The following is a 24312-nucleotide window of genomic DNA, read 5'->3' as shown; positions in this document are numbered from 1 at the left end:
AGCTAAACACTTGAAATGCTTGTGAATGGCCCCATTTCAATGACATCCGCCAACGTTGCGGCCTAGTCATCAATGTGGAGTTAAATGACCATGAGTGTGGAAACTCAAAAAGAAACCCTGGGCTTCCAGACAGAGGTAAAGCAGCTGCTGCACCTCATGATCCATTCGCTTTACTCGAACAAGGAAATCTTCCTTCGTGAGTTGATTTCCAACGCGTCCGACGCCACAGACAAGCTGCGTTTTGAGGCGCTTGCCAAGCCAGAGCTGCTTGAAGGCGGTGCGGACCTGAAGATCCGCGTGAGCTTCGACAAAGAAGCCAAGACTGTGACCATCGAAGACAACGGCATCGGCATGAGCCGCGAAGATGCCATCACCCACTTGGGCACAATTGCCAAGTCGGGCACGTCCGAGTTCATGAAGAACCTCACGGGCGACCAGAAAAAAGATTCTCACCTGATCGGCCAGTTCGGTGTCGGCTTCTACTCAGCCTTCATCGTTGCCGACAAGGTTGAAGTGTTCAGCCGTCGCGCCGGTCTGCCAGCGGCAGAAGGCGTGCATTGGTCTTCACGCGGTGAGGGCGAATTTGAAGTCGCCACCATCGACAAGGCCGAGCGTGGTTCGCGCATCGTGCTGCACCTCAAGGAAGGTGAAGCAGAGTTCGCGGATGGCTGGCGCCTGCGTAACGTCATCAAAAAGTATTCCGATCACATCGCCCTGCCAATCGAGTTGCCGAAAGAGGCTGCTGGTGAGGAAGAGGCGCCGGCAGAGCTTGAGTGGGAAACCGTTAACCGTGCCAGCGCACTGTGGACACGTCCACGCACCGAGATCAAGGACGAGGAATACCAGGAGTTCTACAAGCATGTAGGCCATGACTTCGAGAACCCGCTGAGCTGGAGTCACAACAAGGTTGAAGGCAAGCTTGAGTACACCTCACTGCTCTACGTGCCAGGTCGCGCGCCGTTCGATCTGTATCAGCGTGAAGCGCCGCGTGGTCTCAAGCTGTATGTTCAGCGTGTGTTCATTATGGATCAGGCAGACGAGTTCCTGCCGCTGTACCTGCGCTTTATCAAAGGGGTGGTCGACTCCAATGATCTGTCACTGAACGTCTCGCGTGAGATCCTGCAGAAGGATCCGGTGATCGACTCCATGAAGTCGGCGCTGACCAAGCGTTCGCTCGACATGATCGAGAAGCTGGCGAAGAACGAGCCTGAGCAATACAAGGCGTTCTGGAAAAACTTCGGTCAGGTACTCCCGCCGCGTCAGGATAGTTGTCGTGTGAGTTGATTCGATGAGTCTTGGTCGGTGGGCGGAAGTGAGAGCCGTGTGGCGCGTTATTCGATAGAGCATCGGGAGTGGGTGGTGCGGCAGATGATGCCGCCCTTGAACCGGACGGTGCCGGAGCTGGTGGAAGCGACAGGCATTACTGATGCCACCCTGTATGCTTGGCGCAAACAGGCCAGAGCAGCGGGAGCAGTGGTGCCGGGAGATGGACAGCAGGCCGACCAGTGGTCGAGCCAGGACAAGTTTCGGGTGGTGCTGGAAAGCGCCAGCCTCAATGCGGCTGAGCTGGCGGAGTACTGCCGGCGCAAAGGCCTGTATGTCGAGCAGATCAACGCCTGGCGCGAAGCCTGCGAGCAGGCCAACAGCCTGGCTCAGCCGATCAAGACCCGGCGCGAACGCGAAGAGGAAAAGGCCGCGAAGAAGCGCATCAAGCAGCTGGAGCGTGAACTGCGGCGCAAGGATGCGGCGCTGGCAGAAACCGCGGCTCTGCTGGTGTTGCGAAAAAAAGCCGAGGCGCTCTGGGGGAAGGACGAGGACGAATGATCAGCGCCCCGGATCGCCGTGAAACGCTGCAGTTGATCGAGGACGCCGTGGCGGCGGGAGCGCGGCGGGCGCAGGCCTGCGCCGAACTGGGCCTGTCGCTGCGCAGCCTGCAGCGCTGGCAGCACTGCCCGGAGGATCGGCGTCCTTCGGCACAGCGAGCTGAGCCGGCCAACAAGCTGACCCCGCAAGAGCGCCGCCGCGTGCTGGAGGTCGCCAACCAGCCCGAGTTTGCCAGCCTGCCGCCGCAGCAGATCGTGGCGCGGCTGGCCGATCAGGGCACCTGGCTGGCCTCGGAGTCGACCTTTTACCGGTTGCTGAAGGACGCCGAACAGCAGCATCCGCGCGGCCGTAGCCGCCCACCGGTGAAACGAGCGCTGACGACCCATGTGGCCGACGGCCCGAACCAGCTGTGGTGCTGGGACATCACCTGGCTGCCGACCACGGTCAAGGGCCGTTACTTCTACTGGTACATGATCAAGGACGTCTACAGCCGGAAGCTGGTGGCCAACGAGGTGCATGAAAGTGAAAGCGCCGAGCAGGCCGCCCAGCTGCTACGCCAGGCCTGCCTACGTGAACAGCGAGCAGGCCAGCCGCTGGTACTGCACTCGGACAACGGCAGCGCGATGAAGGGCTCGACCATGCTGGCGGCCATGCAGAACCTGGGTGTGATGCCCTCGTTCAGCCGCCCGCGGGTGAGCAATGACAACGCCTATGCCGAGGCCTTGTTCCGCACGGCGAAGTACTGCCCGCTGTGGCCGGAGCGGCCCTTCGACACGCTGGAGCAGGCCAGGAACTGGGTGAACAGCTTCGTGGCCTGGTACAACCATGAACATCGCCACAGCGCCCTGAAGTTCGTGACCCCGGCGCAGCGACATACTGGCCAGGCGGAAGAGTTGCTGCGCAAGCGTATCGAGCTGTACGAGGCGGCGCGTGCACGGCACCCGGAGCGCTGGAGCGGCAACATCAGGAACTGGGTGCTGGCACCAATCGTGTGCCTGAACCCGGAGCGGGAAGCGGTACTGCAGCAAACATCAAAGGCAGCGTGACACGCTCACGCGACAACTACCTTGAAAATCGCCGTACTCAAGGAAGGCCCGGCAGAGGATTTCGCCAATAAAGAGAAAATCGCCGGTTTGCTGCGCTTTGCCTCCACGGCAGAAGGCGAGGGCGAGCAGGTGGTCTCGTTGGCAGACTACATTGGCCGCATGAAAGACGGTCAGGACAAAATCTACTACCTCACAGGCGAGTCGTACGCGCAGGTCAAGAACAGCCCGCACCTCGAGGTCTTCCGCAAGAAAGGCATCGAAGTGCTGTTGCTCACCGACCGCATTGACGAGTGGCTGATGAGCTACCTGACCGAGTTCGACGGCAAGTCGTTCATCGACGTCGCACGTGGTGATCTCGACCTGGGCAAGCTTGATTCGGAAGAAGACAAGAAAGCTCAGGAAGAAGTCGCCAAAGCCAAAGAAGGCCTGACTGAGCGCTTGAAGACGGCACTGGGCGAGCACGTAGCAGAAGTGCGTGTTTCTCACCGTCTGACCGACTCACCGGCCATTCTGGCAATAGGTGAGCAGGACCTTGGCTTGCAGATGCGCCAGATTCTCGAAGCAAGCGGTCAGAAAGTGCCTGAGTCGAAGCCGATCTTCGAGTTCAACCCGAGCCATCCGCTGATTGAGCGTCTGGATGCTGAAGCAGATGAAGACCGTTTTGGCGATCTCACGCACATCCTCTTCGATCAAGCTGCGCTGGCAGCGGGCGATAGCCTGAAAGATCCGGCGGCGTATGTGCAGCGCTTGAACAAGCTGCTGGTCGAGCTTTCTGCCTGATCAGTCGCACCTTCGAAAAGACCCGCTTCGGCGGGTTTTTTTGTGCCCGGGAAGCGCCGCTGCTTCGCTGTTCAGTTAATGCGATGCTTTCTCAAGGGACTGTAATACATAGCAAAATTTGTCGGCCATGGTTGAACCCATATATTACAATTCGGTCTATAACTCGAATTATAAAAGTGGAGATTGCTGCAATGTCTAAGTACACATCCTTCCGTCGTCTGGCGGCCTGTTTAGCGGTATCTCAGGTGCTGTTTGCCGCGCAGGTGCCAATGGCAAATGCCTCTATGATTGGAACCGCTGAAGTGCTTGCCGGCCAGCAGCAACAGGTCGATCGCCAACAGTTGCTGAACATGCTCAGCGATCAGGGCGTGCAGGAAAAATTACAGTCACTGGGCGTCCCGCAAGATCAGGTCGCGGCGCGCATCAACAGCCTGAGCAATGCTGAGCTGGCGCAGTTCAACCAGCGATTGCAGGAAGCGCCGGCGGGCTCCGGAGTGGTTGGCATTATTGTGCTGTTCTTCGTGATCTTCATCGTCACGGACATGCTTTGCGCAACGGACATCTTCAGCTTTGTAAAATGTATCAATCGCTAATGCTGCTGCGCGCGCTAGCGGTGCTCTCTGTCGTCGTGCTCGCCGGTTGCGCGAGCTCGCCGACATTATCACTAGCCACTCAAAAGTTGCCTGAGCGGGTAGAACTCACCGCGGTGCCATTCTTTGCGCAGAGTGCGTATCAGTGCGGCCCAGCTGCGTTGGCCACTATGCTCAACCAGCGTGGTCAGATCACCAGTCCGGGGCTGCTCAAAGACAAAGTCTATATCCCGGGCAGGGAAGGCAGCTTGCAGGTCGAGATGGTCGCTGCTGCGCGCTCGCATGATTTGCTGGTGTACCCGCTCAAGCCGCAACTGGATACGCTGCTGACTGAGGTCGCGGCGGGCAATCCGGTGCTGGTGTTGCAAAATCTGGGTTTTGACTGGTATCCGCAGTGGCACTTCGCGGTGGTGGTTGGCTTCGATTTGCGTGAGAAACACATCATTCTGCGTTCCGGCACCACTCGACGCCTGATCACCGACTTTGCCGGTTTTGATCAAAGTTGGGCGAAGGCCGAGCGCTGGGCCGTTGTGACCATGCCGGTCAATAAAGTACCTGCAACTGCCGAGGCGCATGCGTGGATCAAGGCCGCCAACGAGCTTGAGCAGACCGACCGTGCGCAAAGCGCTGCAACCGCGTATCGCACTGCAACCCAGCAGTGGCCCGATGAACCATTGGCCTGGTTTGCTCTGGCCAACAGCCGTTACGCGGCCGGCGATAAAAACGGCGCTGAAACAGCGCTGCGCACCAGTATCAAGCATGATCCGGCTTTTGCTGAAGGTTGGTTTAACCTCTCGCAAGTGCTGGCCGAGCAAAACTGTGCGCCAGCCGCTGAGCAAGCGGCGGCGTGCGCACGCCGGTTAGCGCCGGCAGACAAACGCTTCATGGCCAAACCAGCGACTTCGGTGTCGGCTAAACCTGCGCAATGTGCGGCGTTACCTGCATGCCCAGCGCATTGATCTGCTGGTAAAGAGGCAATAAAAAACGGCGCTATCGAGCGCCGTTTTTTATTCAGCCGGGGCGAATCAGAAGCCCAGCTTGTCACGCATGCTGTAGTACCAGGCGCCCATTGCGGTGAACGGTACGCGGAACAGGCGGCCACCCGGGAACGGGTAATGCGGCAGTTCGGCGAATGCGTCAAAGCGCTCGGCCTGGCCGCGCAGTGCTTCGGCAAGCACTTTACCGGCAAGGTGGGTGTAGGTGACGCCGTGGCCACTGCAACCCTGCGAGTAGTAAATGTTGTCACCCAGACGGCCAACTTGCGGCAGGCGCGACAGGGTCAGCAAGAAGTTACCGGTCCAGGCGTAATCGATCTTGACGTCTTTGAGTTGCGGGAAGGTTTTGAGCATGTTCGGGCGAATGATCGACTCGATGTCAGCCGGATCACGTGCGCCGTATACTACGCCGCCACCGAAGATCAGGCGGTTGTCGCCGCTCAAGCGGTAGTAGTCGAGCAGGTAGTTACAGTCTTCAACGCAGTAGTCAGTCGGCAGCAGGCTTTTCGCCAGTTCGGCAGACAGCGGCTCGGTGGTAATAACCTGCGTGCCGCACGGCATCGACTTGGCAGACAGCTCAGGAATCAGGTCGCCCAGATACGCATTACCGGCAACCACCACAAACTTGGCCTTGACCCGGCCTTTTGGCGTGTGCACAACCGGGTTGGCACCGCGGTCGATACGGATGGCCGGGGACTGTTCATAAATGATGCCGCCCAGCGACTCAACGGCCGCTGCTTCGCCCAGCGCCAGGTTCAGCGGGTGGATATGGCCGCCGCTCATGTCGAGCATGCCGCCCACATAGTTGTCAGTGCCGACAACTTCGCGGATGCGCTTGGCGTCCATCAATTCGAGTTGGGTGTGGCCGAAGCGCTCCCACAGTTTCTTCTGCGACTCAAGGTGCTTCATGTGCTTGTCGGTGTTAGCCGCAAACACGCCACCGTCCTTAAGGTCGCACTGAATGTTGTACTTGGCTACGCGCTCACGAATGATGCGGCCACCTTCAAACGCCATCTGGCCGAGCAATTGAGCCTGCTTGGGGCCAACAGTGCGCTCGATAACATCAATGTCGCGGCTGTAGCTGTTAACGATCTGGCCGCCGTTACGGCCTGATGCGCCAAAGCCAACCTTGGCAGCTTCAACGATGCTTACCTTAAAGCCGCTCTCCAGCAGAAACAGGGCAGTAGAGAGACCGGTGTAACCGGCACCTACGATGCACACATCGGTTTCGACTTCACCATTAAGCTCTGGGCGATCGGGAACCGGATTCGCTGATGCGGCGTAGTAGGATTGTGGATATGACGTGTGCGCCATTTTGGAACCTCTGTTCTTTATTTTTTACGAATATGCAAATGCTACCCGAGTTGGAATATGGCGGCTAGTGGCTGTGCAAAATATTAAACGCCGCTATAAGTGGAAAAATTGCATTTATTCAGACAGTTAGCGAAAAAACAGTTGACACATTTTCTCGCGCCAGTAGAATGCGCACCCATCGAAGGCACATAGCTCAGTTGGTTAGAGCACCACCTTGACATGGTGGGGGTCGTTGGTTCGAATCCAATTGTGCCTACCAATTCGAACCCGTCCAGTACGGGGCATAGAAGGGCGATCCGCAAGGGTCGCCCTTTTTGTTTGGGCAAACTTTGGGAATATTCTGGGCAAATGAATGTGGCCGCCTAAAGTTTCTGGTCGGCACCAACCCTTAAATATTCCACTCCCTTCTGATCGTGCCCCGCCAGATAGTCCTCGGTCATCTTCACGTCAGCGTGACCCATAAGTGCCTGATTGAATGCCTTCTTGAATTCTCGTCTCAGTCTGCCTGTGAGCGACACATCGCTCGGTGCTGCTGCTTGGCGATTGGGCGTTCACCGATGAAGCCGTTGTCGGTGCCATTAAAGCTATCCACTCGCGCATAGCGTTCGACCTTATCAATTCCATATTAGTTGACTACGACAATCTGGCCTTCTAATTGGAATGGTCTAGAGTTCAATTGCTCAACTGCGGCACTTTATTGATGCAATACAACCTTGAAGTGAAATGGTTTAGCTAATGCTCTGAAAGTGAGAAATGACAGATATTTGGGTCGTAAGACTGTGCAGCTTGTTTCACAGGCCTCCCTGAAGATGTTGTGTGCTGTGAAGCTATTGGCGAGGTTGTCAGGCAACCGTTTTAATCGGCGCAGTAGCCTATGGGCTAGCAGCAATGTGTATGCGTGCCTGGCCGCAAGCTGATGGCTTCAGGCAATGTCGACACCGGAGTTCTGCAAGGGCACTGTTGGCCTGAATGTTGACCCAAGGATAGAGGTAAACACTATGCGCGACCGTAGTTCTTATTTAGCAAACAAACCTTTGCGAGCAGCTGCACTCGCGCTCGCTGTGATCATCACTGGCGTTACATCGCAGGCTTACGGAGCGGAGGAAGGAGGAGCCAAGGGTAAGCCAAATATCCTCGTTATCATGGGAGATGATATCGGTTGGTTTAACACGAGCGCATACAACAGTGGGCTCATGGGATATCAGACACCAAATATCGACAGCATTGCCAAAGACGGCATGCGCTTCACTGATGCGTATGGCCAACAGAGTTGCACCGCGGGCCGTGCCGCGTTTATCACCGGGCAGTCGCCCAAACGTACCGGGCTACTCAAGATCGGCATGCCCGGAGATCCAAATGGATTAAGCAGTAAAGACCCAACTATCGCTGAGATTCTAAAGCCAATGGGTTATGCGACGGGACAGTTCGGCAAGAATCACCTGGGTGATCTTGATGAGTTTCTGCCCACTAATCATGGTTTCGATGAGTTTTTTGGCAATCTCTATCATCTGAACGCTGAAGAAGAGCCCGAGAATCCGGCGTATCCGAAAGATCCGGAGTTCCGTAAGAAGTTCGGTCCACGTGGCGTTATGAAGGCGAGCGCAGATGGCAAGATTGAGGATACAGGCGCTTTAACCAAAAAACGTATGGAAACCATCGATGAGGAATTTCTTGCCGCCACTGAGAATTTTATTGAGCGTCAGCAGAAAGCCAAAAAGCCTTGGTTTGTCTGGTTCAACACCACGCGCATGCATATCTTCACCCACCTCAAAGCTGAAAGTGAGGGGGTGACAGGTCGCGGTGTATACGCCGACGGTATGGTTGAGCATGACAAGATGATCGGCCGTTTACTCGCCAAACTTAAGGAAACGGGGGCCGAAGAAAACACCATCGTTATCTACACAACCGACAATGGTGCAGAAAAATTCAGCTGGCCTGACGGGGGTACGTCACCATTCCGGGGCGAGAAAGCCACAACATGGGAAGGCGGGATTCGGGTTCCGTTCATGATCAAGTGGCCTGGACATATAGACCCCGGTCAGGTTTCGAATGAAATTCTGTCGCTCGAAGACATGTTCCCAACCCTCGTTGCCGCAGCAGGAGAGCCCGACATCAAACAAAAGTTGCTTGATGGCTACACCGCTGGCGACAAGAAATTTAATGTCCACCTTGATGGTTACAATCTACTCAACAACATGACTGGCGCAGACACGGCTGAAAAATGGCCACGTAACGAGTATTTCGCCTGGGTTGATGATGGAACCCTTGGTGCAGTACGTTTTGGCGATTACAAGGCGCACTTCAGCACACAGGATCACGAAGGAATGCAGGCGTGGATGGCAGGCCAAACCCCTCGCAAAGCGCCTTTGTTTATTGATCTGCGAGCCGATCCATTTGAAATGGCACCTGTCGAGTCGTCCTACTACGACGATTGGGTTGTTCGTCGCATGTTTGCAATCGCGCCTACGGTGAAGGTCGTCCAAGACTTCATGGATACATTCAAAGACTATCCGCCTCGCCAAGAGTCGGGTTCATTTACCCCTAAACAATAGGCTGCAACGTCGACACCTGAGAGAAGTAGAACATAGGTTCGTTCATGCGCTGGTGGGCCTCAGCACAACTGGGGCCCACTCCCTTAAAGCAAGGCTGCGAACACGATATTTGCCTCGATATAGCCTCCCCGCGATATTGACGGTTTAGCCCGTACTACTGCCTATCCAATCAAGACTTGGCATAAGTGACTGTTGACCCTGCACTTCGCCGCTTCACTCAACAACATCTCTTTTTGACGACTCTGCCCTCACTTTGAGCTCGGCAAAGACTTGCGGTATTCCCTTGGCGTTTGCGCGTAAACATGACTGAAGTTTCTGCAGAACACCGTCGAGGAGGCGAAGCCTGCCTGTTCGGCGATTCGCTGTATCTGCAGGTCAGTTGATTGCAACAGGCGGCGTGCGATCAGTAAGCGGTAGCGTGTCAGGTAGCGCATGGGCGTCATGCCGGTGGCGCTGAGGAATCGCCGGGACAATGTACGTGGGGTGACATTGAACTGCTTGGCCAGTTTTTCCAGTGAGATTTCTTCAGTGAAGCCAAGGCGTATTCTGTCCCTGGCTGCATCGACCAGCGTGTCATTGCAACTGGGTTCAAGAAACACGGGGAGCGGGGCGTCTTTATCTCTGATCGTGAAGTAATGCGAGGCAAGCTCTGCTGAACGGTCGCCTAAAAATCGTTGAATCAAGAGCAGCGTAACGTCGAAAGTCGCTGGAGTGGTTGAAGTGGTGATGATTCTGTCTGCTTCGATCATCTGCATTTTCGGATTTACCCTGATGCCAGGGTAGCGCTGACGAAAAATATTTTCCGATGCCCAGTGAATCGTGGTTTCCCGGCCATTCAACAGGCCCGCTTCGGCCAGGTAAAACACCCCAGTCACCAGACCTACTACGATACTGCCTTGAGCATGTTGCTCGCTGAGCCATTGAAGAGCGGGGCGCGCGCGTTCCAGGTTGTCCATCGACAGCCCCCAGACCGATGGCAGCACGACTACATCAAAGCGCTCGTCATTCTCAGCAAAGTAGTGGGTGTCAAAGCGCAGGCCCGAAAAGCCAGTCACGGGCTGCTCGGTGCAGCGCAGGTAGCTAATGCTGAATCCCTTGAAGACGCTGTTTTGAAACAGCTTTGAATTCAACTCCATACCGTGAAAGACCTCCGTCATGCTGCTGATGGTGCTACTCCAGAACTGATCCGGAATCAGGCAGGCCACCTTGACGGCTCGCTGATGGGGTGTGCTTGTAGTGCTCAGCATGGGTTTCCCGTTTACGCGGCAAATATTGAAGATTGGTCGTGGAGACGACAGGGCTCTGCCGATTATTTTGTCGTTAATCGTTGATTATTAGTCTCTATGAGTTGTTTTGCGGCGATTTTCTGTTGCTAGAGTAGCAGGCACGAACGCAATGATCAGTAGCGCAGAACGCAGATAAATCAGTGAGGAGTTGACGATGGATCGGCAGACGGAAATCGAATTGATCAAGCAAGCGCTAGCGCTGAAGGCTTGCGGCGAGACTCAGTACCATGAGTCAACTCACTCTCACTCAACGCAGCGGTACATTTCTGCTGACTGGTTCGAGCGGGAAAATCAGGCGATCTTCCAAAGCCGGCCAATAGCAATCGCGGCGGCCTGCGAACTGCCTCTGCCCGGAGACTACCTGACGCTCGACTGGGTCAATGGCGTACCTTTATTGCTGATCCGTGGCGATGACAATCGCATTCGGGTATTTGCCAATGCATGCCGTCATCGCAATGCGCGGCTGTTACCGATTGGAGACACCGGCTGCCGCAAGCGTCTGGTATGTCCTTATCACGCCTGGAGCTATTCGACCGAGGGCAGCTTGCTCGGCGCACCGGATTTCGAGCGAGGGTTTGAAGGGCTCGATAAGCGCCAATTAGGCCTTGTAGAGTTCAGCAGCAGGGAAATAGGCGGCATGGTGTTCTTTCATCCCGATCGCGACAAGGGCGTGCCGGAAAACCTGCTGGCGGACGAAATGGTTTTTGGCTTTGCCTACTTGAATCTGCAGCAGCAGAAGGTCTACAAGCGTCGCAGTTATGTAATCAAGGCGAACTGGAAAGTTCTGCTTGAGGGTGGCATTGAGGCCTACCACTTCAATGTTGCGCACAAGAACACGCTGGCACCATTTTTCCTTGGCAACCTGTCGACGTGGCAAAGCTGGGGAGACATGAATTTACGTATGGTTTTGCCAAAAAAACCGATGCTCGAGGCTGCCACACTGCCAGAGTCGGCTTGGGACATAAGGGCGATGGCCAATCTGATCTATTCGCTGAGCCCAACAATCACGCTGCTGGCTCAGCCCGACAATCTGTCGTTGATTCGCATGGTACCGTTGTCCGTTGGTGAGACCCGGATCGACGAGGTTCTGCTGGTCGAGCCGCCTGAAAAAGGCGCTGCACAATGGTCGCAGGAAGAGCTGCGAACGCATGAGACTAATTTCAATCTGGTTAACAAAGTTCTCAATGAGGACTGGGCTTTGGGGGAAACAATCCAAGCCAACATGGCCAGTGGAGTGGTCGATGAAGTGCATTTCGGCCGGTTTGAATCGGCGCTGATCTGGTTCCATGACGAATACGAAAAGATCATGGGGATAGCGGCTGACGCATTGGTTACTGAACGCTGAGTTCGCTAAGCATTGTTGCAGCGCATGCAGCGGATGAGTCGCAGCAATTGCCTTGTGTGCGCCGAGAGAATGCTGTGATGGGGCGCAGACTATCACGGCCCTGTGGCGCGAGATGATTGACCAGCGGCGTTGAGCCAGCTGATCAATTATCGGCGATGGGTTTATTGGTCCTTGGTCATCAGCAAGTTGGCCAGCGCGGTATAGGCGGGCAGTGAAGTCGGGTCGATCTGGGCGTTCGACGCCACTGGATAGGATGCAAAGCGGGCAATGACCATCTCGGCTTTTGGGTCGACATAGATGGTTTGGCCATGAATGCCGCGTGCCGTGAACACTTGGTGATCATTGTTGGCCACCCACCACATATTGCGGTAACTCCAGCCCGGCAGGGTGTTGTAGCCGGCTTTGGCAAACTTGCTCTGATCGCCCCCTTTGCGAATATCGGCCACCACCGCTTCGGGGATTATCTGCTGGCCATTGAAGCGGCCATTGAGGCGCATGGCCTCGCCGAACCGGGCCATATCGCGCAAGCCGGCATTGAAACCGCCACCGGCAAAGCCAGTGCCGACCTCATCAATCATGACGTAAGCGTCCTGCTCGGCACCGAGCTTGCTCCAGATGCGCTCTTGAACCAGCTCGGGGAACGTCTTGCCCGTCGCCCGTTGTACGACCCAGGCCAGCGCATCGGAGTTGACGGTTTTGTAGGCAAAGGTCTGGCCGTGCTCGCCTTCTGCTTTGAGTTTCTGCAGGTACGCATAGAGCGACGTAGCACCGCTGTAGCCCGCCGGGCGCGGAATCAGATGCCCGGCGCGGCCATATTCCCAAACGCCTGCTGTGGGATCAGCATAGTCTTCGGAGTACTCAATGCTGGTGGTCATGTCCATTACTTGGCGCACGGTGGCATTGCCGTAGGCGCTGTCTTTGAGTTCCGGTACGTAGCGGGTCACCAGCGCGTTCTCGTCGAGCGTGCCCTCTGCAACCAGCATTGCTGCCAGCGTGCCGATAAACGACTTGGTCACGGAGAAAGCAATGTGCTGCCCCTCAGGTTTAAGGGCGCCAAAGTAGCGTTCGTACACTAGCTTTCCGCGATGCAATACGACGATGCCATCAGTGTAATTAGCAGCCAGCGACTGTTCCCACGTCATGGTGCTGTCGCGGCCTATGGGTTTGAAACTGAGGCTGTCGATATCGTCTCGCTCAGCCCGGGGGAGTGCGCTTACCGGGCCATCGCCGCGCGATACCTGCACGGTGGGCACCACTTCACGGATATGCGAGAACGACCAGCGCGTGAACGGAAAGCGCAGAAAGTTGGAGAAATTCACGACTTTATCTGCAGCAGGCGGAATCCCCTGCATCAAGCCCAGCACGTGTGGGTCACTGGCTTTTGCATCCAGCGGGACCGCTGCGGGAGCGGCAGTTACACTTTGATTCACCAGCAATCCCCCCATTAGCGCCAACAGCAACGTATTGCGTTTAAAACTCATACAGGCTTCCCTTTGGCAGTTTTAATTCGGCGCTCTAGCGATCGCTGCGGGCGAGTTATGCCCCTGATTCACCTGTGTAGCTCAGATGTGATGTACGCAGCTTCGCGTCCCACTGCGAGCACTTTGTTTCAGCGCCTGTTTGAACAGTCTTATTGTGGTCTGGAGAAACTCAACATCATCCAATCGTTCACGTTTCCAGCGATTTCAGTCTTTCAGGCTGAGCATGTGCATGCTAGCAATGTCAGTTAAGTGATTGTCTTCATATGGCCAGGCGTTATGGGCCGGTATTACTTATTGCGATGGGGCTTTGCGCTGGACCTATCTCGGCGTGCATGCAGGTACAGCAACATGCACGCCGAGATTCAGCCACCAGCCGGCTACTGATTAGCAGTGACGATAGGGAAGGCTGGTGCCGGTTTGTCCATCAGTGAAAAGAAGCGCGCAAGGTCGAGTACGCTGCCATCCACGTGCATGTCATCAGAGGTCAGCAGTTCCTTGATCCCGGCTTGTTTGGTGATGATTTTCACCAGCAGCGGACGGGTAAGGGTCAGCGTCACGCTGGCGTCAGGATCGGCCGGGGCTTTGCGGGCCTGGAGCACAGCGTTCTCGATGTTAAGCACATAGTTTTCCTGCAGGTCGCTGAAGGTAATGTTTACGCGCAGATCGACGCCGTCGGCTTTGGGGCCATTCAGGGCAACCTGGAACATCTGCATAAATTGCGCGCCGCTGGTTTGCTCAAGCAAGTCACTGGCCGCTGCAACATCAATTCCGTGTTCCGGTGCGCCGTGGCGCAATTCGTATGCGGCCGAGAGATAGGCATTGCGCCAGGCGGTTGATTCGGCTCGATAGCCCAGCTGGTCATAGCTGCGCGCCAACAGGGCTTTAGCTTCGGCGTTGTCAGGTTCGGCGGACACCAACTGGTTGAGCACTTCGGCCAACCAGCGGTATTCGCCGTTGTCGAATGAAGCCTGCGCCTTGGCCATAATCGCGGCGCTACCGCCCATGTACTCAACGTAGTGTTTAGCACCCTCAATGCGTGGCAGTGGATCGAGGTTGGCCGGGTTGGCGTCGTACCAGCCAAAATACATTTGGTATACCGCTTTGACGTTGTGCTTGAGCGTGCCGTAGTAGCCACGGTTCCAGTAATGGCTCTGCAGCGACTTGGGCAGTGTCAGTTGTTCGGCAATTTCACGCGGGCCATAACCCTGATTGGCCAAACGCAGGGTTTGGTCGTGGATATAGCTGTAGGTGTCGCGCTGTTCGCGCATTAATGCCTCAATGCGTGCCTTGCCCCATACCGGCCAATGGTGGCTGAAAAACATCACTTCGGCTTGCTGATTGTCGCTGAGGCTGGCGTCGATATAGTCGGCCCAACGTCTGGCATCACGCACTTTGGCGCCGCGCAAGGTGTACAGATTGTGCTGGGTGCGACTGAGAATTTCCGCCCCGCAAAAGGCTTTATGCGCCGGCAGGTAGAATGTCATTTCTGCGGGTGCTTCAGCGCCTGGCGTGTAGTGAAAAACGAAGTCGACCCCGTCGATTGCCACGTCCTGAGTCTCGCTGTCGATCAGGTCGGTTGGCTGGAGAATACCCACCGTGCCCATGGCGGGTTCCTTGCCCAGTCCGTTGTCGATCTTGCCACGCTCACTGCGCGGCAAATCGCGGCCATACATGTAAATGGCGCGCCGGCCCATCGCCGGGCCTGCCAACACGTTCTCGCTGGTGGCTTCCTCCATGAATCCTTTGGGCGCATACACCCGAACCTTGCCGCTGGCGACGTCAGCCGGATCAGCGACGGCGAGTGCGCCGCCGAAGTGATCAACATGGCTGTGAGTGAAAATCACCGCTACCACGGGTTTGTCGCCCAGGTTTTTGCGGGCAAAGGCCATCGCACGGTTGGCCGTTTCGACGGTGGTGAGCGGGTCGACCACGATCCAGCCGTTCTTGCTTTCGATCAGGCTCATCACGGCGAGGTCGTAGCCGCGCAATTGATACACTCCGTCGGTGACCTTGTATAAACCGTGATGGTTATTCAGCTGAGCCTGACGCCAGAGACTGGGGTTGACGCTGCCGGGCGCAGCGCCCTGAATAAAACCATAGCCATCCTGATCGAACACGACATGGCCGTCGGCTCCGGTAATGCTGAGTGAGTCTTCTCTGGCGATCAGGCCGCGCTCGGATTCCTCAAAGTCGAGCCCGTCATCAGCAGGCAAGCTCTTGGCAGTCTCGGCCTGTACGGCCAGCGTCGCGCTAGTGGGGGCACTGAAACCGGCCGCATCGGAATCGGCATCGGCAGTACGTGGGGCTTGCTGATCACAGGCGGCCAGCAATGAAACACACAACAGCGGCAAAACAAACGGCACTCGCATGATGATTTCCTGAACCTACTCTTATTGTTTTTTATCCGGCCACACCGGTTTTATTGCACATGGCTGCCCGCGTGTAGGCGCCTGCGTGAGTAATCATGGCGTTTAGGCTTCGCCGTTTCAGGGCTGGCCAGAATAGTTGTCATGAATACGCCTGCAGTTATGCCAATCCTTGTAATATCAATCAAATGCATTAAATGTATGGTTGCAATGCGAGGAGCGCATATTGGATTTACGTCAGATGGGCCACTTGATTGCACTGAGCGATCACCGCAACTTTGTCCGCGCAGCGGCGGCTGTCAATCTCAGCCAGCCGGCACTGAGTCGAAGTATCCAGACGCTGGAACGCGACCTTGGCTGCACGCTGATTGAACGCAGCAGCCGTGAATTTCGCCTGACTGTGCAAGGCCAGTTAGTGCTGACACACGCGCGGCGTTTGCTGGCGGGGAGTCAGGCGTTGCATAACGAGCTGCAGCAGTTCAACGGGCTCAAGCATGGCGAGCTGCACTTCGGCAGCGGCCCGTATCCGGCGCAGTTGCTCGTGCCCGAAGCAGTGGCGCAGTTCATTAATGCCTATCCGGCGATTCGCCTGCGCTTGCAGCAGGCAGACTGGCAGCAATTGGGGACATTGCTCAAAGAGCAACAAATCGAGTTTCTGGTGGCTGATTCGCGCGATTTCATGAGTGATGCAACTTTTCAGGTGCAACTGTTGAGGCCCCGCAGAGGCTGGTTCTTTTGCCGTCGGGAGCATCCACTGGCTTCGCGCAAGAAGCTCAAACCCAGCGACTTACTCGATTTCCCGCTGGCCGCTACGCCCATGCCCGCACGCATCGGCAAACTGCTTGCCGGACTGCAGGGGGTTGATGAGTTTTCCGTTAGCGTGGAGTGCGCTCAATTCGATACCGTTTGCCGTGTGGTTACACGTTCAAACGCCATCGGTATCGCGACCATGGAAGCCTTGGGCGAGCTTGAGGCGCAGGGCGTGATCAGCCTGCTGGATTTCGCTGACATAGACGCCAACGATTCCGGGCTGCATGTGCATTATGGCGTGGTCAGCCGGGCGGGTTATCCGTTAACGCCAGCGGCGCAGGCGATGGTCGATGCTTTGGTGGAAGTCGACAACCGCCTGTAGATCGGCCTTAAACTCAGCTCTCGGGGGTAACTGTCGCGGGAGTCGCAGCGTCCAACGCTTCGGCAGCCATTTTTAGCCGGTCAGCCTTACAGATGTAGGTAGACTTTTTACGTGGCGCCTTCTTGGCATTGGCCTTTTTGGCGTGGGCCTCGAGTAATTGCTTAATTTTCTTACGGCGATTCATGGTGTCTGCTGTGCGTGTGGTGGCTGAAAGGAAGCGGCCCGATTATTAGAGCAGATTCCTCTGCAAGTCGGGCCGGTATTTGCCTCAAGGTTGCGCGGGTGTGGCCCGCCACTTTCCGTTTCGCGCCGCAATAGCCAGCAGCCAGGGTTAACCGCGACGTGCCGCTAACCTGCGCAAAAAGTCCAGCATTGCCGGATTGACTGCCTCCGGATGGCTCAGGTTGGCGGCATGGGCCGCGCCGTCGACCAGTACCAATGGCTCACTGTTCTTTAGCCCACGGCACAGTGCATGGGCCAGCTCCGGCGCAATGGCACTGTCTTCAGTGCCGTGTAAGACCAATGCAGGCGCGCTGATTTCAGCGAGTCGGTCGCTGATGTCTTCACGTTGCAGCAAGCAAGTGCTGGGGCCGACAAGTTGCTGCGAGTCCATCGCCTGCCACTTGGCAATCCACTTGGCGTTTTCGCTGGGGTCAGCAATGATCAGATTGGCAATATAGTCGGCCACTTCATCACTCAGGCCATTCTCGATCCATGCCTGCATCAGTTGTTTGTGGCCTTCAACCAGCTCGGCCGGCTCCGGCCCTGCCTGAGTGTCAATCAGCACCAGACCCATCACCCGTTCCGGTGCCAGCAGCGCAGCACGCAGGGATAAGAAGCCACCTTGCGACATGCCACCGAATACGGCGTGTTGAATATCAAGATGGTCGAGCAGGGCGAGGCAGTCGCGGGCAGAGTCCCAATAGGTGAAAGGCTCTCCATCGTAGCGGGTCTGGCCGAAGCCGCGCTCATCCCAGGTGATCACACGAAACTCGGGGCTCAACGCGGCAACCTGATGAGCAAACATCTGCTCGTCCATCAAAAAACCGTGGCTGAGAATGATGGGCAGGCCGTCGCCACCATGATCAGTGAAGTGGATGTCCTGCTGATTTATCGAGGCGAATGGCATGCGCTGTTCCTACGGTTAAGTTGGCAGTGTGCAATGCCACTGTAGTCAGCGTATCTGGCAGCCAAAAGGATTGTGTACCGTTGATATGACGCGCCATAGGCAGCGCTGATCGGTGAGTGAGTAAGCGCAAACACTTGTCCACCTGCGGCCAGTCAATTGAAACGGGTTTAGCTGAGGCGCGTGGGCAGTGGCGGTGTAGAACAGCCTATAACGGGCTTTTAGATTGCCTGCAAAAGCAAGGGTGCGACTTACGTGCAGGAGAACCCCCTGGCGCCATAAATACCAGGGGGTAATTCCTAACGGTTGAACTCTACAGATCAGTCAAGTCGCTCGAAGTCAGCCAGCTTGAAGCTCTTATCGAAGAACGGCTGCGTAGGTGCATAGAGACGGAAATAGACGAACCAACCATCGTCACCGACCGTTTTCATGTGGTTATTCTCGAAACCAGCTGGTGCCTTAGGCCCGATGTACAGGTCGACACTACCGTCTGCATTACGCTTGAGGTCTTTCAAGCGACTGTCCAGGTTCACACTGCGAATTTCTTTGCCGCCATTGTCGTAGGGGCGGCGAGTGTTCTCGCTGTACAGCGTCAGTGCCCAGAACTGCTCGACGGGCACATCCTTGGGCACATGCAGCTTGTAGTTCTTGTCCGCGCGCAGTAATTCACCCTTGCTGTCGCGTTTCGTGGTCATGTAAATCTGCCCTGCGCCTGGCTCTGGATTGACCATGCCCTTGCTGCTGGCAACTGCCTCGTAAAACCAAGTGGCACGCTCGTCGATTTGCGCGCGGTCGTCGATTTCCTGTTCAACCTGGAAGTCGAAACTTTTGTACCAGGAAGTACCCGGCCAGTAGACCTCGGTGTAGCGTGGAGTAATCTGCAAGTTGCGCGTCATCAGTTCACCCATTGCCGCACCCTTGAGCAAGGCAGTTTTTTGCCGCTCGTCAGGGCTGAACGTCTTGCCCTTTTCGATCCCCAGTGGCTTGAGCATGGCTGTCCAGCCTTTGTCGATCGTGCGCACAGGCTCTTCGTTGATGATGCTTGAGAGCTTCTCCCAATAAGCCAGACCCCGTGGCGCGGTAGCGCTCCATTCAACGTCTTTGCCACGGATGAAGCGACTCTGTTCGGCCTTCTGCCCGACACGTCCCATGCGGAAGGCGGAGACGTATTTGTCATAATAGGCAGGGTCCGGATCGAGTATGCGGATACCGACTAGAACATTGTTGGTGGCACTCTGATAAACATGCACACCTTCTTTTTGGTACTTGGCCAAGTCATCTTCCGGACCTACCACGATGTACCTTGCGCCTTGCCCTTTGTCAGGTCCTGTAAGGCCCAAGTCGAACACCGGGCGCATCCAGAAATCGAGGACCCCGCCGGCCGTTTTGCCCGCCGGGTAATCAATCTCAAGAGGGCCTGATTTGAGGCTGATGAAATTGAAAATGTAAGGTGTGGTCAGGTTGCCGGTGACGATGCCACGTTTTTCCTTGAGTGACTCCAACACCACAAAATCGGTGTCTTTGGTGACCCCGAACGACTTGCTTTGGTTATCGCGCCAGGTCGTGACACTGACCAGCGGTGTACTCCAAATGTAAGCCTGGCTGGCCCGTTGATAATCCATTTCATCGAAGAGCCGCTGGGAGGTCGCATCATCGAAGTAACTGTCTTGCAGTTTAATATCGCCGATGGAGGTCAGGATCGTCTCATCACCGTGGAGACTGGCTTTTTCTAAAGGGACTCCGCCGGCATAGGCCTGGGTGACGCAGGCTGACAAGGATAGCGCTGCGAAGGCGAGAGGCTTGAAAGGGATAGGCATCAGTTTTTCCTTTATCGTCGGGGATGACGGGGCCAGGCGAGAGCCTTGGCCCAATCGATCTTTGTTTACTTGAGTTTTTCCAGGTCGCCGGGCTTCCAGCTACCGTCGAGCGCCGGCTTGGAAGGTGCGTATAAGCGCAGGATGCTGAAGAAACCACGGCCCGGGGCGGTGGCCAGCCAGTTTTTCTCTTTGCCGGCTGGCGCTTTCGGGCCAATGTATAGATCGGTACTACCGTCAGCGTTCTGCACTGGATTGTCTAACTTGCCCAGAGACGGGAAGGGCTGGCCGTTATCCAGGCCCGAGGCATTTTCAGCCTCATACAGGGTTACCGACCAGAACAACTCGGCCGGGATATTCGCCGGCAGGTTGACCTTGTAGGTCTGGTCGCCGTTTAGTTGATCGCCGTCGGCATCCTCGAAGGCGATCATGTAATACGCGCCTTTGCCTGGCGTCATTGACACCATGCCGGGGCTGATCGAGTAGTAATCGGTGAAGAACCAAGCCCGGGCATCCAGTTGGCGGTAGCCACCTTGTTTGGCCTGCCAGCTCAGGTCGAGCGGCACGTTGGGCCAGCGCGCACTGAGATTATTGACCGGGTTCAGCCACTTGCGGTCCTGGTATACATGGAAGTCGGCCTTGCCTACGCCCGGCTGGAAGCCGATAGCGCGGCTGGCTTTGTATCCGGCCTTGGCGGCCGCATCGAGCAGCTCACGTTGGCGAGTTTCGGGAGAAAACGGCTGGCCGGCGGTGATACCGATGCCGGCTATCATACCCAGCATGTCCGGGCCAGTGAGATTCTCGCCTTCCTCGTCGACGATTCTTTTGATCTGCTCGAAAGCGCTGAAGTCCCTGCGTGGCAGCATATTCAGTTCAAGATCGGAGGCGTCCGGAAACTGCATCGGTTTGGCGCTGGCCTGCTGCCCCAGCGGGTAGAGTTTCGACTGCTTGAGCAGATCCACGGCCGGGCTGATGTTGTCCAAAGATTTGTAGAACGAGCGCAGGAAGATGAACACGTTGTTGGTGCTGGAGCGGTAGACGTAGTAGCCCTTAGGGACTTCCTTGTCGTAGCCCGGCGGCAGAATCAGGAATTTTCCTCCAGCGCCCTTGTCCGGCCCCGGCAGGCCGACATCGCCTTGGAAGTCCATGCCGTCCACCGGCATCGGCCGCTGCCAGAAGTCCAGCAGAATGCCTTGCAGGCGTGGCGGGGCCTCGAACACCAGTGGGCCGGTCTTCGCCAGATTCTCGAATACCATGGCGTAGATCAGGTCGGAGTTCGGGGTGGTGATCTTAGTCTTGGCGCTCAGGCGTTTGCCCCAGATCGGCATGACATTGTAGCCGCTGCCAAACGCTTTCTCAGCGCCGTCGCGCATGCCTGCGGTATTCAACAGGGGCATGGCCCAAAGATAGGTCTGCATGGCGCGCTGAAAGGTCACTTCCTCCAGCAGACTCTGGCTGGTCGCCGCTGTCGGGCGATTGTTTTCCAGGGGCAAATTGGCTAGGTCCTGATAACGGTCAGCGAACGCCAGGTTGGCTGCGAGCAGGCAACTGAGAGCAATCGTCAGGCGGTGCATGGTCTTCTCCTTGGACGAGCAGATACGCGCAAGTGCTGCAGGCAGGATTGCAGTGGGCATTTGCGGCAGATGGTTGCGGGGAGTGGCGAGATGTTCGGCCGGCTGCCGTCCTGGGCGAGCGGGGTCGGGTTGAGCGCTGTGGTGCATTGCTTCTTCCTTGGAGAATGCGTTAGGTCCATGGCTTGCTGCTCTTTGCGGCAGAGCAACAGCAGTTAAGACCTGGAAAAGCCTTTGCGCAAGCTGCTGCACAGTGATTGAGTGATGGCTCATGGCCAGCTCTACAGGTAGCGAAAGAGGCTTAGACTATAGGTCCATTGTGGCTGGCGGTTGACCCCCCGATTGGGGGATGCAGAGGGCACGTGAGCGAAGGCTAAACCGGTGGCTGCTCCTCGCGCATTTTCATTGCCGCCCGGGTACGGCTGCTGACGTCGAGCTTTTGGAAGATGCTCTTCATGTGCGACTTGATTGTTTCCGGTGCCACTCCCAGATCCCGGGCAATTTCCTTGTTGGATTTGCCGTCTGCAACCCGGTCGAGAATCTCTCTCTCCTTGCTGGTCAGGTCGTAGCTTGGCGCGGGTTTAAGCTGACCGTCCTGCTGCAGCTTGGAAAGCAGGGTGCCAAGCTGTTCATGCTGGCGGCGTGTCAGGGTCTGCAAGTCCATGCAACTTTGCAGTGTGGCGGCCAGCCTGGCTTTGAACGGGTAGTCGAGAAGTGTCTGGCTGGCGCCACTTTGCTCCAGCAAACGGTGAGCTTCGAGCAGCACTGCGCTGGCCGCCTCAGCATCCTCTTGCAGTACGGCCTGGGCGATTAGCAGTTCACTGAGGCGAAGGGTGGCGTGTTCGCTGCGCAGTGCCAGCAGGTCGTCTTCAATCAGGGCGCGGTCTATCGGCGCGCCGGTATCGCCAGCGGCACACCAGAGTTGTGCCAGCGAGGCCAAGCCGTGATTGGATGCCACATTAGGCAGGCTCGGTAACATCTGCTGCAATTGCACGGCGCAGGCGTTGGCCTCAATGACGTTATTCTCAAGTAACGCCAAGCGCGTGCGTTCCAGTAGAATTTGCCCGCTAAGACGTGGCCAGTTGCGGCTCTGGGCCAGATTCTCCGCCTCATCGAGCAGGGCACGCGCGCTGAGGTTATCGGCTTGTCGCAGCGCCAGCCGGCAGGCGCTGATGGTGCCAAGTGCCATGCAGTCAAGAAATCCTGCCTGTCTGATAATCTGCTGATTTTCTAGGTTGAGCAGGCGCGCCTCTTCGTAACGCCCCTCCTGATAATAAATATAGGACAACAGCGCGGCAGGCAGGCCACGTAACACCGGGCTGCTGTACAGTTCTTGCGCGCCGACACCCGGTGTGGCCTGGCGCATGGACTCTTGCAGGAGAGTGGCAGCCGGCGACAGGCGGCCCTGAACGATTTCGCCAAGGGCAACCAGACAATGACGATAGGTCAGGGTTACCAGATGCCGGGTCGAACGCTGCGGGACTGGCAATGCCGGTGGCAAATTGTAGAAACCTTTCCAGTCACGGCTTTGCATGTCACCGAAGCCAATCACGTTGAACAGAACGTTGCAGATCCATGGTCTTGCGCCCAGATGCGGCATGCATTCGCGGGCCAGGCGAGCACCTTCGGCGCTACGATCCTGCAGAGCCAGGAGCATGGCGCGCAGGGCCAGGCACTCCCATTTCAAATCACTCTGATCCAGGCCTTTGCCAAGGTCACTGTGGGCCGTTTCGATCAATTGCAGTGAGCGCTCGCCGAGCATGGCCAGCCCACAGGCCCAGGCCAGCGCCAGTTGCAACTGAAGTGGTGCTTCGATCAGGCGATCCTGCAGATGGCGTTGCCAGTCGAGCAACTGGATGAAGTCACCCTGTTCGACCAACTGCATGGCGCACTCGGCGATCCAGCCCAGTGCCTCCTGCTTTTGGCCAGCAGCCAGGGCGCAGCGCACTGCCTGTGTCCACAGTTGTTGCGCGGCAAACCAATGAGCAGCACGTATCTGTGCTTGCCGGGTGGCGCCTTGGCGTTTGAGCAGGTGCTCGCGCAGGTGTTCGCGAAACAATGGATGCAAACCATACCAGGTACCGCTTTCATCCAGCGAGCTGACGAATAGCTGCTGCTGGTCGAGTTGCTGAATCAACGCCTTGCCATCGCCCGTGCCGAGTTCGCCGGCAAGCTCGGCGCTGAATTGCTCGACCACTGACAGCGGCAACAGTTGATTCAACAGCGCCTCCGGCAATTGGCTTAGCAGGCTGTCGAATAGCGTATCAACGCTCAGGCCGGCAGGTACCGGGGCGTCGGGAGTCTGGCGCATGAGCAGTAGTCGCGCGCGCAGGCCCGCGATCCAGCCATCAGTGGATTGGTGCAAGGTCCGGGCATCATTGTCACGCAGCGCTGTGGGTGAGTCTGTAGCAACCAGTTGGCAGGTCTCTTCCAGGGTGAAACGCAGTTGGGCGGCGCCCAGTTCCAGGGCGGCGTCGCCGTATAGCGACTGATTGATCGCGCCCGGCAGGTCGCTGCGCCCGCACAGAACCAGATGCAGGTTGTGCGGCGCGTAGCGCACAAGTGGCGCCACCGCAGCCTCAAACAGAGGCGGCGGTACACAGTGACAGTCGTCAAGGAACAGATAGACCTGCGCTGGGCATTGCTCCAGCTCCTGCAGCAGTTGGCTGAGCAGTTGCTCACGTGGCAGCAGTGCCAGATTCTGCAGGGTGGCACTGGGCGCTTGCAGGGCGCGTCTCACCGCCGCGGTGATGTACAGCAGCAGGCGTTCGACATCGTCATCATGTTCATCGAGCGTCAACCAAGCGACCACTGCACCGGCGGTGCGGGCGGCATCGGCCCAGGCTGTAATCAGCGTGGTCTTGCCAAAACCGGGAGGTGCTTTGACCAGCGCCAGCGTCGTGTCGGCGAGCGGCTGGATGAGGCGCTCCAGACGCGGTCGGCTTAAGGTCTGGCGGGCCCGGCGCGGCGGCGCCAGTTTGGTGGTGATCAGGCTTGGATTCATTGTTGTTCCTTGTTCCCCCCATCAGGGGGATATATCCCACTCTGGAGATTTCCCAAGATAGCTGTCAGACGGCGGGGAGTTCCCCG

The 24312-nt window shown here is 56.9% G+C and carries 15 protein-coding genes, 1 tRNA gene and 2 pseudogenes; 9 read left to right on the top strand and 9 right to left on the bottom strand.

Annotation, left to right across the window (positions count from 1 at the left end; all coding sequences use genetic code 11):
- Nucleotides 1–90: 90 nt before the first annotated feature.
- The 5 genes and pseudogenes from htpG to PMYSY11_RS11830 all read left to right on the top strand — a co-directional run.
- Nucleotides 91–1251, top strand: a pseudogene (gene htpG / locus PMYSY11_RS11850) (molecular chaperone HtpG); the annotation flags it as partial.
- Nucleotides 1252–1323: 72 nt separating this feature from the next.
- A protein-coding gene (locus PMYSY11_RS11845; RefSeq protein WP_086937305.1) for an IS3 family transposase occupies nt 1324–2870 on the top strand; the annotation gives its coding sequence in 2 pieces (ribosomal slippage) (nt 1324–1810 and nt 1810–2870; 1548 coding nt in all).
- A 33-nt stretch (nt 2871–2903) separates the two neighbouring features.
- Nucleotides 2904–3650 (top strand): annotated as a pseudogene (locus PMYSY11_RS11840) (molecular chaperone HtpG); the annotation flags it as partial.
- A gap of 191 nt (nt 3651–3841) precedes the next feature.
- Complete coding sequence (locus PMYSY11_RS11835) at nt 3842–4243, top strand: PA2779 family protein (RefSeq protein ID WP_069900213.1); 402 nt, start codon at nt 3842–3844, stop codon at nt 4241–4243.
- The gene (locus tag PMYSY11_RS11830; RefSeq protein ID WP_150549303.1) at nt 4228–5199 is read left to right on the top strand and encodes a PA2778 family cysteine peptidase; all 972 of its coding nucleotides are present in this window, start codon (nt 4228–4230) and stop codon (nt 5197–5199) included. The genes PMYSY11_RS11835 and PMYSY11_RS11830 overlap by 16 nt, the downstream gene beginning before the upstream one ends.
- A gap of 66 nt (nt 5200–5265) precedes the next feature.
- Here PMYSY11_RS11830 and PMYSY11_RS11825 read toward each other — a convergent pair whose 3' ends face one another.
- On the bottom strand, nt 5266–6549 hold the full coding sequence (locus PMYSY11_RS11825; protein WP_090512112.1) for an NAD(P)/FAD-dependent oxidoreductase: 1284 nt from the start codon (nt 6547–6549) through the stop codon (nt 5266–5268).
- A 182-nt stretch (nt 6550–6731) separates the two neighbouring features.
- Here PMYSY11_RS11825 and PMYSY11_RS11820 point away from each other — a divergent pair.
- Both PMYSY11_RS11820 and PMYSY11_RS11815 read left to right on the top strand, forming a co-directional pair.
- Nucleotides 6732–6808: transfer RNA gene (locus PMYSY11_RS11820), tRNA-Val, on the top strand.
- Between the two features lie 739 nt (nt 6809–7547).
- Nucleotides 7548–9101 (top strand): arylsulfatase, encoded by a 1554-nt coding sequence (locus PMYSY11_RS11815; protein WP_150549302.1) that lies wholly within the window; start codon nt 7548–7550, stop codon nt 9099–9101.
- A gap of 248 nt (nt 9102–9349) precedes the next feature.
- On the opposite strand, the gene PMYSY11_RS11810 is transcribed toward PMYSY11_RS11815, so the two are convergent.
- Nucleotides 9350–10348 (bottom strand): GlxA family transcriptional regulator, encoded by a 999-nt coding sequence (locus tag PMYSY11_RS11810; RefSeq protein ID WP_150549301.1) that lies wholly within the window; start codon nt 10346–10348, stop codon nt 9350–9352.
- A 193-nt stretch (nt 10349–10541) separates the two neighbouring features.
- Here PMYSY11_RS11810 and PMYSY11_RS11805 point away from each other — a divergent pair, with 193 nt between their 5' ends.
- A complete protein-coding gene (locus tag PMYSY11_RS11805) occupies nt 10542–11732 on the top strand; it encodes an aromatic ring-hydroxylating oxygenase subunit alpha (protein WP_150549300.1) in 1191 nt (396 codons plus the stop codon).
- A gap of 161 nt (nt 11733–11893) precedes the next feature.
- On the opposite strand, the gene PMYSY11_RS11800 is transcribed toward PMYSY11_RS11805, so the two are convergent.
- Nucleotides 11894–13213, bottom strand: coding sequence for a serine hydrolase domain-containing protein (locus tag PMYSY11_RS11800; RefSeq protein WP_150549299.1), 1320 nt, complete (start codon nt 13211–13213; stop codon nt 11894–11896).
- A 377-nt stretch (nt 13214–13590) separates the two neighbouring features.
- Complete coding sequence (locus PMYSY11_RS11795) at nt 13591–15582, bottom strand: alkyl/aryl-sulfatase (RefSeq protein ID WP_150549298.1); 1992 nt, start codon at nt 15580–15582, stop codon at nt 13591–13593.
- A gap of 223 nt (nt 15583–15805) precedes the next feature.
- Here PMYSY11_RS11795 and PMYSY11_RS11790 point away from each other — a divergent pair, with 223 nt between their 5' ends.
- The gene (locus tag PMYSY11_RS11790; RefSeq protein WP_150549297.1) at nt 15806–16711 is read left to right on the top strand and encodes a LysR family transcriptional regulator; all 906 of its coding nucleotides are present in this window, start codon (nt 15806–15808) and stop codon (nt 16709–16711) included.
- Between the two features lie 13 nt (nt 16712–16724).
- Here the strand turns inward: PMYSY11_RS11790 and PMYSY11_RS11785 are convergent, their stop codons facing one another.
- The 5 genes from PMYSY11_RS11785 to PMYSY11_RS11765 form a co-directional block, all read right to left on the bottom strand.
- On the bottom strand, nt 16725–16895 hold the full coding sequence (locus tag PMYSY11_RS11785) for a DUF2986 domain-containing protein (protein ID WP_150549296.1): 171 nt from the start codon (nt 16893–16895) through the stop codon (nt 16725–16727).
- A 147-nt stretch (nt 16896–17042) separates the two neighbouring features.
- The gene (locus PMYSY11_RS11780) at nt 17043–17840 is read right to left on the bottom strand and encodes an alpha/beta fold hydrolase (RefSeq protein WP_150549295.1); all 798 of its coding nucleotides are present in this window, start codon (nt 17838–17840) and stop codon (nt 17043–17045) included.
- A gap of 317 nt (nt 17841–18157) precedes the next feature.
- On the bottom strand, nt 18158–19654 hold the full coding sequence (locus tag PMYSY11_RS11775) for a DUF1214 domain-containing protein (protein ID WP_150549294.1): 1497 nt from the start codon (nt 19652–19654) through the stop codon (nt 18158–18160).
- 65 nt (nt 19655–19719) lie between these two features.
- Nucleotides 19720–21225: a DUF1254 domain-containing protein gene (locus PMYSY11_RS11770; RefSeq protein ID WP_150549293.1), complete on the bottom strand. Its 1506-nt coding sequence runs from the start codon at nt 21223–21225 to the stop codon at nt 19720–19722.
- Between the two features lie 370 nt (nt 21226–21595).
- Nucleotides 21596–24226: a winged helix-turn-helix domain-containing protein gene (locus PMYSY11_RS11765; protein WP_150549292.1), complete on the bottom strand. Its 2631-nt coding sequence runs from the start codon at nt 24224–24226 to the stop codon at nt 21596–21598.
- Nucleotides 24227–24312: the final 86 nt, after the last annotated feature.

Origin of the sequence: Pseudomonas marincola, assembly GCF_900682675.2 — a bacterium.
GTDB classification, from domain to species: domain Bacteria; phylum Pseudomonadota; class Gammaproteobacteria; order Pseudomonadales; family Pseudomonadaceae; genus Aquipseudomonas; species Aquipseudomonas marincola.
This window is presented reverse-complemented; position numbering and strand designations above follow the sequence as displayed.